The organism is Kingella kingae (assembly GCF_900475905.1).
GTDB classification, from domain to species: Bacteria; Pseudomonadota; Gammaproteobacteria; order Burkholderiales; family Neisseriaceae; genus Kingella; species Kingella kingae.
This window is the reverse complement of sequence record NZ_LS483426.1, coordinates 1,965,268-1,978,860: the sequence shown is the minus strand read 5'-3', so window position 1 is coordinate 1,978,860 and position 13,593 is coordinate 1,965,268. Positions and strand designations below refer to the sequence as shown.

16 protein-coding genes are annotated in these 13,593 nt (G+C 47.9%); 10 read left to right on the top strand and 6 right to left on the bottom strand.

Going from position 1 to position 13,593, the window contains the following annotated elements:
* Positions 1–114 precede the first annotated feature (114 nt).
* The 9 genes from DQN52_RS10670 to lptG all read left to right on the top strand — a co-directional run bounded on the left by DQN52_RS10670 (position 115) and on the right by lptG (position 6,993).
* A complete protein-coding gene (locus tag DQN52_RS10670) occupies positions 115–390 on the top strand; it encodes an FtsB family cell division protein (RefSeq protein WP_003787496.1) in 276 nt (91 codons plus the stop codon).
* Positions 391–441: 51 nt separating this feature from the next.
* A complete protein-coding gene (locus DQN52_RS10665; protein WP_003787498.1) occupies positions 442–903 on the top strand; it encodes a DUF2750 domain-containing protein in 462 nt (153 codons plus the stop codon).
* 12 nt (positions 904–915) lie between these two features.
* Positions 916–2,109, top strand: coding sequence for an acetylornithine/succinyldiaminopimelate transaminase (locus tag DQN52_RS10660; RefSeq protein WP_003787500.1), 1,194 nt, complete (start codon positions 916–918; stop codon positions 2,107–2,109).
* Entirely contained in the window at positions 2,106–2,540 is a 435-nt protein-coding gene (gene rimI / locus DQN52_RS10655; RefSeq protein WP_003787502.1) for a ribosomal protein S18-alanine N-acetyltransferase, read from the top strand. Before DQN52_RS10660 ends, rimI begins: the two co-directional genes overlap by 4 nt.
* Entirely contained in the window at positions 2,534–3,292 is a 759-nt protein-coding gene (locus DQN52_RS10650) for a uracil-DNA glycosylase family protein (RefSeq protein WP_003787504.1), read from the top strand. Before rimI ends, DQN52_RS10650 begins: the two co-directional genes overlap by 7 nt.
* Before the next feature lie 54 nt (positions 3,293–3,346).
* Positions 3,347–4,450, top strand: coding sequence for a methyltransferase (locus DQN52_RS10645; protein ID WP_003787506.1), 1,104 nt, complete (start codon positions 3,347–3,349; stop codon positions 4,448–4,450).
* Entirely contained in the window at positions 4,450–4,734 is a 285-nt protein-coding gene (locus DQN52_RS10640) for a hypothetical protein (RefSeq protein ID WP_003787508.1), read from the top strand. Before DQN52_RS10645 ends, DQN52_RS10640 begins: the two co-directional genes overlap by 1 nt.
* A 16-nt stretch (positions 4,735–4,750) precedes the next feature.
* Positions 4,751–5,863 (top strand): LPS export ABC transporter permease LptF, encoded by a 1,113-nt coding sequence (gene lptF, locus DQN52_RS10635; RefSeq protein WP_003787510.1) that lies wholly within the window; start codon positions 4,751–4,753, stop codon positions 5,861–5,863.
* Between the two features lie 65 nt (positions 5,864–5,928).
* Entirely contained in the window at positions 5,929–6,993 is a 1,065-nt protein-coding gene (lptG, locus tag DQN52_RS10630) for an LPS export ABC transporter permease LptG (protein WP_003787512.1), read from the top strand.
* Positions 6,994–7,067: 74 nt separating this feature from the next.
* On the opposite strand, the gene DQN52_RS10625 is transcribed toward lptG, so the two are convergent.
* On the bottom strand, positions 7,068–7,526 hold the full coding sequence (locus DQN52_RS10625) for an effector binding domain-containing protein (RefSeq protein WP_003787513.1): 459 nt from the start codon (positions 7,524–7,526) through the stop codon (positions 7,068–7,070).
* Between the two features lie 127 nt (positions 7,527–7,653).
* Between DQN52_RS10625 and DQN52_RS10620 the strand changes: the two genes are divergently transcribed.
* Positions 7,654–8,283, top strand: a complete 630-nt coding sequence (locus DQN52_RS10620) for a bifunctional 4-hydroxy-2-oxoglutarate aldolase/2-dehydro-3-deoxy-phosphogluconate aldolase (RefSeq protein ID WP_003787514.1) — start codon at positions 7,654–7,656, stop codon at positions 8,281–8,283.
* Positions 8,284–8,459: 176 nt separating this feature from the next.
* Here the strand turns inward: DQN52_RS10620 and mutM are convergent, their stop codons facing one another.
* The 5 genes from mutM to oppB form a co-directional block, all read right to left on the bottom strand.
* On the bottom strand, positions 8,460–9,278 hold the full coding sequence (gene mutM / locus DQN52_RS10615) for a bifunctional DNA-formamidopyrimidine glycosylase/DNA-(apurinic or apyrimidinic site) lyase (protein WP_003787516.1): 819 nt from the start codon (positions 9,276–9,278) through the stop codon (positions 8,460–8,462).
* A gap of 226 nt (positions 9,279–9,504) precedes the next feature.
* Positions 9,505–10,497, bottom strand: coding sequence for a murein tripeptide/oligopeptide ABC transporter ATP binding protein OppF (gene oppF, locus DQN52_RS10610; protein ID WP_003787517.1), 993 nt, complete (start codon positions 10,495–10,497; stop codon positions 9,505–9,507).
* Positions 10,494–11,489 (bottom strand): oligopeptide ABC transporter ATP-binding protein OppD, encoded by a 996-nt coding sequence (oppD, locus tag DQN52_RS10605; protein ID WP_003787519.1) that lies wholly within the window; start codon positions 11,487–11,489, stop codon positions 10,494–10,496. Before oppD ends, oppF begins: the two co-directional genes overlap by 4 nt.
* A 93-nt stretch (positions 11,490–11,582) precedes the next feature.
* Positions 11,583–12,491: an oligopeptide ABC transporter permease OppC gene (oppC, locus tag DQN52_RS10600; RefSeq protein ID WP_003787521.1), complete on the bottom strand. Its 909-nt coding sequence runs from the start codon at positions 12,489–12,491 to the stop codon at positions 11,583–11,585.
* A 159-nt stretch (positions 12,492–12,650) separates the two neighbouring features.
* Complete coding sequence (gene oppB, locus DQN52_RS10595) at positions 12,651–13,571, bottom strand: oligopeptide ABC transporter permease OppB (protein ID WP_003787523.1); 921 nt, start codon at positions 13,569–13,571, stop codon at positions 12,651–12,653.
* Positions 13,572–13,593: the final 22 nt, after the last annotated feature.

Sequence of the window (13,593 nt, the reverse complement as noted above, 5' to 3'; positions counted from 1 at the left end):
AACACATATCGTTTCAATCAGAGTGCAGGCTGCTTTGCCCTTTTGTCCAAATCTTTGATTTGGGTATAAAAGGGTATGCCGTAGGCACTCGTTCCAACCAAATCAATCGTACACATGAAATACATCACTTGGATTTTATTGGCGGCGTTGGCTATGCTGCAATACAGCCTTTGGTTTCATCAAGGCGGTTTGCACGTTCAATATGCTCAAATGGAAAAAAATGCCAATAATATCAAACAACAAAACGATATGCTTCGCCGCGAAAACGAAATGCTCCGCGCCGAAGTGCAAGATTTAGAAAACGGTTTTGACACCAAAGCCGAAATTGCTCGCAGCGAAATGGGCTATATTGGCGATGGCGAAATTTTCTACAATCTCAAACCCGATTAACCATGCCGTGCCGTTGGTTCAACTGCACGGTTTTTCGCAATTAAAGTCATTATGTTAAACGAAAAAAATCCCGATACACATTATCTCCAATTTGTGCAAAATGTGGTGCGCGATGGCATGGTCTATGCCTTGCAAGACCAAAATGATTCTTTTGCCGAATGTACGTCCGAAGAATGGTTTGACCAATGGGGCAACCCATTGTCGGTGTTGTGTTTTTGGGACGATGCCGATGATGCTCTTATGTGTTCGCAAGACGAATGGAGCGAATATCAGTTGGCAGAATATTCGTTGGACGAGTTGATGATTGAAATCTTGCCTGCCATGTACGAACAAGAAGAATTGGTTGGCATTGCGTTTGACCCACAATTATATGGCTCGGAAGCCGACCCATTGCAGTTATTGGTGGATTTGATTAGCGAAATTGAACACCAAAATCTGCACGATGAATACGATTTAGAACCTTTGAAAAAAATTGTGCAAGACGCACAGCAAGAAAATCGTGTGATACATTGATAAAGGAACACCATGCAAAATTATTTAACCCCCAATTTCGCTTTTGCGCCCATGATGCCTGCTCGCGCATTGGGTAGCCGCGTTTGGAGCGAAGACGGCAAAGAATACATTGACTTATCGGGCGGCATTGCCGTGAACGCTTTGGGACATTGCCATCCCGATTTAATCGCTGCGCTTACCGAACAGGCGCAAAAATATTGGCACGTTTCCAATTATTACACCACGCAGCCTGCACAAGAATTGGCACAAAAATTGGTGCAACATTCGTTTGCCGACAAAGTATTTTTTGCCAACTCGGGCGCAGAAGCCAACGAAGCTGCACTCAAATTGGCGCGTAAATACGCCAAAGACCATTTTGGTGCAGACAAAAACGAAATCATCGCCTGCGTGAATGCGTTTCATGGGCGGACTTTGTTTACCGTGTCGGTTGGCGGTCAGCCCAAATACAGTGAAGATTTCGCGCCTTTGCCAGCAGGCATCACGCATATTCCGTTTAACGATGTGGTGGCGTTGCAGGCTGCTATTTCCAGCAAAACTTGCGCCGTAATCATTGAGCCTATTCAAGGTGAAAGCGGCGTTTTGCCAGCCACCCAAGCTTTTATGCAGGCTGCGCGTGATTTGTGTACCGAACACAACGCCGCCTTGATTGTAGATGAAGTGCAAACAGGCATGGGGCGCACAGGCACATTGTTCGCCTACGAGCAATACGGCATCGCGCCCGATATTTTGTCCACCGCCAAAGCCTTGGGCTGCGGTATTCCGATTGGGGCAATGCTGACCACCGACCAATTTGCGCCTGCGTTTTCGCTTGGTTCGCATGGCAGCACGTTTGGCGGCAATCCGCTGGCGTGTGCCGTTGCCAATCGTGCGTTTGATTTGATTAACGCGCCCGAAACTTTGGCGCACGTTGCCGCACAAAGCGAAAAATTGCAGGCTGCTTTGCAACAAATCGCACAAGAAACAGGCGTATTCCAAAACGTGCGCGGACAAGGTTTATTGCTGGGTGCGGTGTTGGCAAAACCGTATGAAAATCAAGTGAGCGGCTTGGTGCAGGCTGCTTTGCAACACGGTTTGATGGTATTGGGTGCAGGCGGTAACGTGTTGCGTTTTGCGCCGTCTTTTTTGCTGTCGGACGAAGATTTGCACGAAGGCATGAATCGTTTGCGCCACGCGATTGCGGCTTGGCAAACCAGTTTAACCGCATGAAAACGAATCGTTTAGCGCAACCAAATGACCTTGCCGATTTGCAACGCATAGACACGCAAAGTAATCCATCGGCATGGACGGCAGCGCATTTTGAAGCAGCCTGCACTTCGCCGCACGACACGGTGTTGGTGTTGCAACAGCAGCAACACATCGTCGCGTTCATTGTTTGGCAAACGGTATGCGATGAAATGGAATTGCATTTAATCGCCACCGACACGGCATATCGTCAGCAAGGTTGCGCCAGCGCGTTGATTGAACACATGCTGCACGTGGCTCATCAACAAAATATTGCGCGGATTTTTTTGGAAGTGCGACAAAGTAACCACGCCGCGCAACAGTTGTATGCCAAACACGGTTTTGTCCACATTGCCACGCGCAAAAATTATTACAGCAACGGCGAAAACGCTTGGATTATGGAGAGATTATGCTAGACACGCGCTACATTCATCTGCACGAAGCCTTGGGATTGGGCGCGATGTGGCTACATCAAAATGCCAAAATATTGGGCAAGCAGCCTGCATTTTCTGCGCCAACACGCGCCCCCGAAACCGCCAAGCAGCCTGCACTACGCGATACCGCCCAGCCCACGACATCACGCAAAAGCAACGAACCACCGTCTTTTGATGCGCTGGATAGATTGCGCCATCAAACCCAAGCCAAAGAAAAAGCCGAAGCGGAAAAGCAAGTGGTTAAAACTGCCGCCGCGCCGATTCCGTTTGCTGTGCCAATGCCGACTCGTATGGCGCGCGTGATGGCGTTGAGCGTGTGCGCGTCTATGCCAGACATCGTGCATAAACGCTTGTTTAGCGAGCAAGATGGCGAGTTGCTGCACAAAATGTTCGCGGCGATTAACTTGCAGCCCAGCGATGTTCATTGCACGACATGGCTGAAAAATTTTGATAATTTCAATCCCAAACCCGATTTGAACCAAGTTCAAGCCGATGCGCCGCAAGTGCAAGCCGAATGGCAACAATGTGGGCAACCGCCGTTGCTGCTGTTGGGCGAATTTTTTGAGCGCGATGACGTGCAACAATGCCTGCGTGAAACCTTGCCACGAGCGCATTATTTTATTATTCCACACCCGTTGCGTATTTTGAAACACCCCGAATTGAAGCGCGATGCGTGGAATGGGTTGCAGAAATTGCAGAAGCGGTTGAATGACAATCCACGTGCAGCCATTTAATTCCCTCACAGGAGAGGGAATAGATTTGCAGAAATTCGTATTTCAAAAACAACCATGACCCAAACCGTTTTACTCAACCAAACCCCGATTGCCTATCGCAACGAAAGTTCGCAAAAGCCGCCACGCGAAGTGGTAGAAGTTACCCAAATCAACGCCGAACAGCTGCTCAAACAAGCGCGAAATGGTATGGCAACGGTGTGGCGTGGCGATTTTCATCAAGCCAAACAAGTGCTATCGGCACTCAAAAAACGCGCCAAAATCCAGCCCAAACCGCAAACCAATCCCAGCGATGTGTTTCATCAACATCGTTTGGCGCAGTCGCAAAGTAGCTCGTTTGCCAATAGATTGCTGGTGCAAATTGACGCGAATTTTGCGCTGAATTTGCCACGCGCTCCGCAAGTGCAGGCTGCTTTGCGCGATGTTTTTGGCGCGGAAAACAGCGAGCCGTTTTTGTTGCCACTCAATCAACTGTTGGGCTACATTGGCGCGCACGAATGGCATAAAAAAGGCGTGTTTGTGCCTGCGCTGCAGCATAATATTCATGTGCCGTTTGGCGTGTTTTCGCCCATTCGCGGCGAATATGTGGATTTGGTGGCAAAAGCAGCCTGCACTTTTGCGCCCCAGTTGGCAATGGACGTGGGAACAGGCAGCGGCGTGTTGGCGGTGGTGTTGGCAAAAGCAGGCGTGGCGCAAGTTTGGGCGACCGACAACAATCCACGCGCCATTGAATGCGCTCGTCAAAATGTGGCGCGATTGGGCTACGCAGCGCGAATTGAAATCGTCCAAACCGATTTGTTTGCCGATGAATGCGTGGATTTGATTGTGTGCAATCCGCCGTGGTTGCCTGCTCGCCCAACGTCTGCGATTGAAACGGCGTTGTATGACGAACGCCATGCTATGCTGCACGCGCTGTTAAACGGGGCTGCCGCGCATTTGAACGCAGGCGGACAGCTTTGGATTGTGATGTCGGATTTGGCGGAACACTTGGGTTTGCGTCAAACAGACGATTTGAACAACTGGTTCGCGCAGGCTGGTTGGCGCGTTAAAAGCAGCCTGCACACGCAGCCGCAACACAGCAAAGCGCAAAATAGCCACGATACGCTCGCTTTTGCGCGACAACGCGAAACGACCACGCTGTATTGTTTGGAGCGCGAATAATGTGGACACGCCAATCTGTGTTGCCTGAACAAGAGCCGTGCGATTTCAATCAAACCGATTATGCCGTGCCACAACTGTGTGCAGGCGCGAGCGATGACGGACAGTTTATCTACGATGCGGTGTACGATGTGCAGGCTGCTTGGTTTGTGCTGACGGCGTTGCACATCAATCCAGAATGGGGCTTTGTGGAAAGCGAAAAGCGCGTGATGTTGGCGACTCGTGCCGAACTGTTGGCTCAAATCGCACAAATAGAAGCCGCCCCTTTGCACTGGCTGGAAAATTAAAAAATGATTGAACACTATGATTTATAAAAAACAATTCATCAAAGAAACCACGCTAGTCGCCATAGGAATTTTTTCGGTGGTGCTGGCGATTTTGCTGTTTACGCAAGGCGTGAATATGCTCGGACGCGCAGCCAGTGGCAGTGTGGCAATTGACGCGGTGGGTGCACTCATTGGCTTTTGGGTGCTGGGCATGACACCGCTGCTGCTGGTGCTGACGGCATACATCAGCATTTTGACCGTGCTGACTCGCTATTGGCGCGACAGTGAAATGGCGATTTGGCTATCCAGCGGCTTGGGCTTAAAACAATGGATTAAGCCTGTTTTGACCTTTGCCTTACCTTTGGCGATGTTGGTGGCGGCGATGCAATTATTTGTGTTGCCAAACGCCGAACTCCGTAGTCGCGAATACGGCGAATTGCTCAAACAAAAGCAGAATTTATCGTTGATAGAACAAGGCACGTTTGCCGAATTAGGTAAGCAAAACAATCGTGTTTACTTTGTGGAGCAGTTTGATGCCGAAGTTGGCGAAATGAGCCGTTTGTTTATCCGCGAAGTAGATGAAAAAGGGCGCGATAGCGTGGTGTTCGCCCAATCGGGACACATGAAACTGGAAGCAGACAACCGCCGCGTGCTGGTGTTGCAAAACGGCTATCGCTACACAGGCAACGCAGGGCAGGGTGATTTTGAACAAGTGTCGTTCCAAGAATTGCAACTGGTCATCAATACCGCACCCAAATTGATTGAGCCGATTAACCATCGCCGCACCATTCCCAGTCAAAACCTCATCGGCAGCGACAATCCGCAATACCAAGCCGAGCTAATGTGGCGTATTTCGTTGCCGATTACTGTGATTTTGTTGAGTTTATTGGCGATTCCGATTTCGTATTTTAATCCGCGCACAGGCAATTCGTATCATGTGGTGGTGGCGGTGGGCTTTTTCTTGTTCTATCAAAACGGCTTAACCTTGCTGCGCGATGCGGTGGAAGACGGTAAAATCCCATTTTGGGCAGGCTTGTTGCCCATGCACATCATCATGGCAGCCTGCATCTTTGTGTTGATGAAAATGCGTTCTATGCCCGCGCAACCGTTTTGGACAGGGGTAAAAAGCGCGTTGTTTGGGGCGCGATAATTTGCCGTCATCACACAAAAAATACACAAACGGTGTTTACTTAATATAAAAAAGCAGCCTGCAATATGAAATTATTATCTCGCTATATTATTACTCGTCTTTCTTTGATGTCTGCCTATGCGCTGTTTGCCATTTTGTCGCTGTATAGTTTTATCGACTTGCTGTCCGAAATCGGTATTGTTGGTCAGAACTACACAATGGCGGTGGCATTGCAATATATTGCGTTGCAAATGCCAGCGCGTGCCTATCAACTGATGCCACTTGCCACGCTGATTGGTGGTTTGATTGCGCTTAATCAACTGGTGTCTAGCAGCGAATGGGCGGTTATTAAAACCAGCGGTTGGAGTAGCAAGCGGCTCATCGGCACGATTTTGCAATTTGGCGCGATTTTTGCCGTTTTTACGATTTTGTTGGGCGAATGGATTGCACCCGAATTAAGTCGCCGTGGCGATGCCATCAAAACATTAGCTAGAAGCCAACAAACCACTTTGGTGCACAACGGCGTGTGGATTAAGCAACCCAATAGCATGATTAACATTGGCGCGATGTTGCCCGATAAAACCTTGTTGGACGTGAAGATTTGGCAGTTTAACGACCAATATCAATTAACCGAAAGCGTTTATGCCAAGCAAGCTCGCTTTGCCAATGGACAATGGCAGCTCAACCAAGTGCAAAGCAGTGAATTAGCAGACAAGCAAATCCGCACGAGCCAACAAGGACAAAGAACATGGCAATTTAATATACAAAGCAATATGTTAGATGTGTTAATGGTGAAGCCAGAGCAAATGTCGTTTATCAACCTAACGCAATATATTGGCTATTTAAAAGACAACAAGCAGCAAACCGAAGCCTATGATGTGGCATGGTGGAATAAACTGGTTTACCCTATTGCTACGATGGTGATGGCGTTGGTTGCTTTGGCGTTTACCTCCAATTCTGGGCGACACGGCAACTTGGGCTTGAAGCTATTTGGCGGTATTTGCTTGGGATTGTTGTTCTTTTTTACAGGGCGATTGTTTGGCTTTACGACCCAGTTGTATCGCGTTCCCGCTTTTGTTTCGGCAGTATTGCCTACGCTTGGGTTTGCCTTATGGGCGATGTGGTTGATTGTGAAGCAAGAGAGACGGTAAATTTAATCCACTATAATCAAAAGCAGCCTGCACTTTTGTTGATTAAAGTGCAGGCTGCTTTTGTTTGATTACGCTTACAAAGCTTCTTCTGTCATTTCTACTTGCCCAACCAATCCCACATAAATCTTTGGCAAACCAAAACTCGGATAACTTTCCAAATCCATTTTATTGGCACGTTGCGTTTGCACATCATCGGGCAGTTGCGCCCACATTGTCCACGCGCTTTCGGGCTGTTTGTCGGGCAATTCATACACCGCATATTGCTGGGGCAGCACCCAAACATCGGCAGCCGCGTCAGGCAAATCCAAATCATTGGGAACCAAATAACCCAACACCGCTTGCTTGTCGCCATTGCTTTGATATTGATGATACACGCAATAAATCGTGCGACTGAATGCGCGAATATCGGATTGCAGGCTGCTTTGTTGCCACGCTTGCCACAGCGCAGACAAATCGGCAGCAGCGTGTTCGGCGCGAATGTTTGCCGCCAAACCAGCCACGCGAAAAATGGGGAGAGTGGTTGTATTCATCATGATGTTGTCCTAAAAAACTGCGATTGTACGCGATTTTTATCGCTGGTTTACGCCCGCAATAGTCGTAACAAAATTACAAATAGTGTACAATTCCAGTCATCTCAACCCCAACCCAAAGGAAAACAACATGACTCCACGCGAGATTTTATCCGCAGGCGCAGTAGTGCCTGTGATGGCGATTGACGATTTAAGTACCGCCGTTGATTTGGCACACGCATTGGTAGCAGGCGGCATTCCTACTTTGGAAATCACGCTGCGTACCCCTGTTGGCATTGATGCGATTCGTTTGATTAAAAAAGAAGTGCCCAACGCGATTGTGGGCGCAGGCACAGTAACCAATCCAGACCAGCTCAAAGCCGTTGCCGATGCAGGCGCGGTGTTTGCCATTAGTCCAGGTTTGCACGAAAGTTTGGCAAAAGCCAGCCACGATGTGAACATTCCGTTAATTCCAGGTGTGGCAACCCCAGGCGAAGTGCAACTGGCTCTGGAACACGGCATTGATACACTTAAATTGTTCCCAGCCGAAGTGGTGGGCGGTAAAGCCATGCTCAAAGCCTTGTATGGCCCGTATGCCGATGTGCGCTTCTGCCCAACTGGTGGGATTACGTTGCAATCTGCGCCTGATTATTTGGCATTACCTAACGTGTTGTGCGTGGGCGGAACGTGGCTCACACCAAAAGATGCGGTTGCCAATAAAGATTGGGACACGATTACGCGTTTAGCCAAAGAAGCGGCGGCTTTGCGTCCTGCTGCATAAATAAGCATAAACAAAGTGCAGGCTGCTTTTTCTGAAACTGAAAAAGCAGCCTGCACTTTATAGTGGATTAAATTTAGATTAGGACAAGGCGACAACGACCGCTGTGTACATCTAGTACATAAGGGAGTTGGCAACGCTGTACTAATCTAAATTTAATTCACGATATTTACATCTATTTAACGCTGACATTGCACACAATAAAACGTACCACGTTGTCCCAAAACCGATTTTTCAATCAATCCGCTACAACGCAAGCAGCCTGCACCTTGTCGCCCATACACTTTGTATTCTTGCTGGAAATAGCCACTTTTGCCATCGCTGTCCACAAAATCGCGCAAAGTGCTGCCACCCGTTTCAATCGCGCGTGCCAAAATTTGCTTGATTGCCACAACTAAATCCGCGCATTCTTGTTTGGACAACGATTGAGCAGGGCGATTAGGCGAAATTGCCGCTTGGAACAAACTTTCGTTGGCATAAATATTGCCTACACCAACCACAATCGCATTGTCCATAATCGCCAACTTAATGGCGCGATGTTTACCACGCAAGCGGTCAAACAAATAATCGGCTGTAAACTCATCGTTCAACGGTTCAACGCCCAAATTTCGCAGCAATTCGTGGTGTTCTGCCACGCCTGCCAGCCACAAAATCGCACCAAAACGACGTGGGTCGTGATAGCGCAATACCGTGCCGTCTTCAAACACAAAATCCGCGTGGTCGTGTTTGCCTGCATCGGGCAGCGTATCGCGAAAAATCCGCAGGCTGCCCGACATACCCAAATGAATCAGCAAAACGCCTGTATCCAACTGAATCAACAAATATTTGGCACGGCGGGTGCATTGGCGTACCGTTTGATGCTGCAAAATATCGGCTAAATCGCTGGGCACTTGCCAGCGCAATTTGGGTTGGCGAACAATGGTTTGCACGATTTTTTTGCCGTTAATATGGGGCGCAATACCGCGCAACGTGGTTTCTACTTCGGGTAGTTCGGGCATGAGGGTCTTTCTATTGATAATATAGTGAATTAAATTCAAACTAGTACAGCGTTGCCAACTCCCTTATGTACTAGATGTACACGGCGGTCGTTGTCGCCTTGTCCTAGTTTGAATTGAATCCACTATATAATTCAAATAAATGGTTTCATTTTTGGTTAAGTTATTCATTTTTATATTTAATAATCAAAAGACGGTCTGAAAAAACGTTCAGACTGTCTTATTGGATTTAGGCTGGGACTTGCCGTTTCAAACACGCTGCCTGATGACTTTCGCTGCCTGAAAGCATGGGTTTAGTTTCCGCGCAATCGCTATCCGCCAATGTGCAGCGCGTCCGAAACACGCAACCGCTCGGCGGATTGATTGGGCTAGGCAAATCCCCTGGCAATAATTGAATCACTTTATTGCGCTCTGCTTCGGGGTCGGGCAACGGCACGGCAGACATTAACGCTTGTGTGTACGGGTGTGTTGGTGCGTCAAAAATTTCCTTGTCCGTTCCCAATTCCACAGCATTGCCCAAATACATCACCAACACGCGGTCAGAAATGTGTTTCACAACCGACAAATCGTGCGCGATAAAAATCAACGCCAAGCCCATTTCTTTTTGAACTTGTTTCAATAAATTAACCACTTGCGCTTGAATGGACACGTCCAACGCGGAAACAGGTTCATCACAAATAATCAATTTCGGCTCTAAAATCAAAGCTCTGGCAATGCCAATACGTTGGCATTGTCCGCCTGAAAATTCATGCGGATAGCGGTTAATTTGATTGGGCAACAAACCGACTTTTTTCATCATGGCTTTGACACGCTCTTGCGCTTCGGTTTTGCTGATTTGTGGGTTAAATGTTCGCAACGGCTCGGCAATAATATCGCCCACGGTCATGCGCGGATTGAGTGAAGCCAATGGGTCTTGAAAAATCATTTGAATATCTTTGCGTTTCAAGCGCATAGATTTTTCAGGCAGCCCTACCAATTCTTCGCCCTGAAATTTTATGCTGCCTGAACGCGCTTTCACCAAGCCGATAATCGTGCGCGCCAATGTGGATTTGCCGCAACCCGATTCGCCTACTACGCCCAAAGTTTCCCCTGCAAATAAATCAAACGATACGCCATTCACGGCTTTGAGCATGACAGGTTTTTGCCAAAAAAATGCGTCGTCTTGTTTAATCGTGAAATGGGTTTGCACATTGCGCACTTGTAATAAAGGTTGCGTGTTCATGCGTGTTCTCCCTGTGTGGCGTGGTATGGGTGTTCCCAATGGCAGGCGCGTTGGCGACCGTTGGGTAGGAATTTCAATTCGGGCGGTTCGCTGCGGCAAATGTCCATAACGTGTTCGCAACGCTCTTGAAATGGGCAACCTTGCGGCAAACGCAATAAATTAGGCGGATTGCCGGGGATGGTTTTCAATTCTTCGCCGTCCGCGCCGTCCAAACGCGGCACTGCGCCCAACAAGCCAATGGTGTAAGGGTGTGTGGGGTGATAGAAAATTTCATTGGTCGGACCATACGCCATTGTGCGCCCTGCGTACATCACGAGTACTTTATCGCAAATGCCTGCCACAACGCCCAAATCGTGCGTAATCATAATAATCGTGGTGTTGAAATCGCGTTTCAAATCATTGAGTAACGCCATAATTTGCGCTTGCACGGTTACATCTAACGCGGTTGTCGGTTCGTCAGCAATCAACAATTTAGGGCGACACAGCAACGCCATCGCAATCATCACGCGCTGGCGCATACCGCCTGAAAATTCGTGCGGATACATTTTAATGCGCTTGGCGGCTTCGGGAATTTTGACCGCGTCTAACATTTTTTGTGCTTCTGCCCATGCGTCAGTTTTGCTCATGCCTTTGTGCAACATCAACACTTCGGCGAGCTGGTCGCCCACGCGCATATAGGGGTTAAGCGAGGTCATCGGGTCTTGGAAAATCATGGCGATTTGTTCGGCGCGGATTTTGTTTAATGATTTTTCAGGCAGCCCTAAAATTTCTTGGTCGTTGAATTTAACTGAACCGTTTGTTGCACCGTTTTTCGCCAACAAACCCATTATGGCGAAAGCGGTTTGCGATTTACCTGAACCTGATTCGCCCACAATGCCGAGCGTTTCGCCTTGATTCAGCGTGAAATTGAGTTGATTGACAGCCGTTACCAAGCCGTCTTCGGTTTTGAATTGCACGCGCAAATCGCGTACTTGGAGTAATGGTGTGGTCATGGTTTTTGTTCCTGTGCAGGCTGCTTTTTTGTGAAATATATTTGATTTTGAAATAATAATTTTTCTATTTCCCAAAAAAGTTGCCTGAAAAAATCAACGGTCTTTCGGGTCAAGCGCATCGCGCAAGCCGTCGCCAATAAAGTTAAAGCAAAACAGCGTCAATACCAAAAAGCTAGACGGCACAAGCAGTTGCCATGGCGCGATTTGCATGGTTTTCGCACCCTCTTCCAACATCGCGCCCCAACTTGTCATCGGTTCTTGCACGCCCAAGCCCAAAAAACTCAAAAACGATTCAAACAAAATCATACTCGGCACAAGCAAAGACGCATAAATCACAACCACGCCCAACACATTCGGCACAATATGGCGCATGACAATATTTTTGCTAGACACACCGCAAACGTGTGCCGCTTCAATAAATTCCTTGCGTTTCAAGCCCAAAGTTTGACCGCGCACAATCCGCGCCACGTCTAGCCAAGACACCATGCCAATCGCCGCAAAGATGAAAATCAAATTGCGCCCGAAAAACGTAACCAACAAAATCACGAAAAACATAAACGGAAACGCATTCAAAATTTCCAAAAATCGCATCATCAGCATATCCACTTTGCCGCCGAAATAGCCCGACACCGCGCCATAAATCGTACCAACCAACACGGCAATCAACGCGCCAGCCAAGCCAACCATCAGCGAAATGCGTCCGCCAACCGCCACGCGCGTCAGCAAATCGCGCCCTAATGAATCCGTGCCAAGATAGTGTTTGTTGTCAAAAGATGGCGCGGCTTGCATATTGCCCCAGTCGGTGTCGGCGTAACCAAATGGCGCAATCATCGGCACGACAATTACAAACGCGGCAATCATCAATAAAATCAACATACTGATTAACGCGGCTTTGTTGCGTTTGAATCTGCGCCATGCGTCGTCCCACAGGCTGCGCCCTTTGATTTCGGCTTCTTGCGCCATTTCGCTAATGGCTTGGGATTGTTGTTTACTTACCAGCATAAAATGTTCCTTTTTGTTCTTTTTATTTTTTTCAGGCTGCTTTTCAATACATGCAAAAATTTTTCAGTTTGTAGTAACTTTGTTCCCTCTCCCACAGGAGAGGGAGTCGATTTGCTTACATACAAAAATTCCTATCATGTATTAAAAGCTGCCTGAAATTTAATAACGGATTTTCGGGTCAATCACGGCGTACAAAATATCCACAATCGCATTAAACACAATCGTCAAAACGCCCACCAAAATGGTTAAGCTCAACACCATGCCATAATCGCGATTGAGTGCGCCATTGACAAATAATTGCCCAATACCTGGTAGCCCAAAAATGGTTTCAATCACAATAGAACCTGTAATAATCCCGACAAACGCAGGGCCTAAATACGAAATTACAGGCAGCAAAGCAGGTCGCAGTGCGTGTTTCAAAACAATGTAGCGCATGGACAAACCTTTGGCGCGCGCGGTGCGGATAAATGGACTATTCATCACTTCAATCATTGAGCCACGCATAATCCGCGAAATGCTCGCCACATACGCCAACGCCAACGCCATCACAGGTAAAACCAGATTGATTGCCGCGCCATCATTCCAGCCACCAGCAGGCAGATATTTCAAAATAATCGCAAAAATCAACACCAGCAAAGGGGCTTTCACAAAACTGGGAATCACCACGCCCGTCATTGCCAAAGTCATCAGCACATAATCCAGCCACGAGTTCTGTTTCAATGCGGCAATCACGCCCAACGCTACACCCAGTACCATAGCAATGATGAATGCGTACAACCCCACTTCCACAGAAACAGGCAAGGCTTGCGCTAATAATTCGTTCACGGAAAAATCTTTGTATTTAAACGATGGGCCAAAATCGCCCTGCACTAATTGTTTGAGATAATTGAGATATTGCAACCACATCGGGTCATTGAGATGATATTTTGCCTCAATGTTTGCCAATACGGCTGGTGGCAAATTGCGTTCGCCTGTGAATGGGCTACCAGGGGCTAGTCGCATCATAAAGAATGATACGGTGATTAAGACAAATAATGTGGGTATCGCCTCTAATAGGCGGCGTAGAATCAGTTTAAACATGGTTTGTGCCTATTTGTTTTTA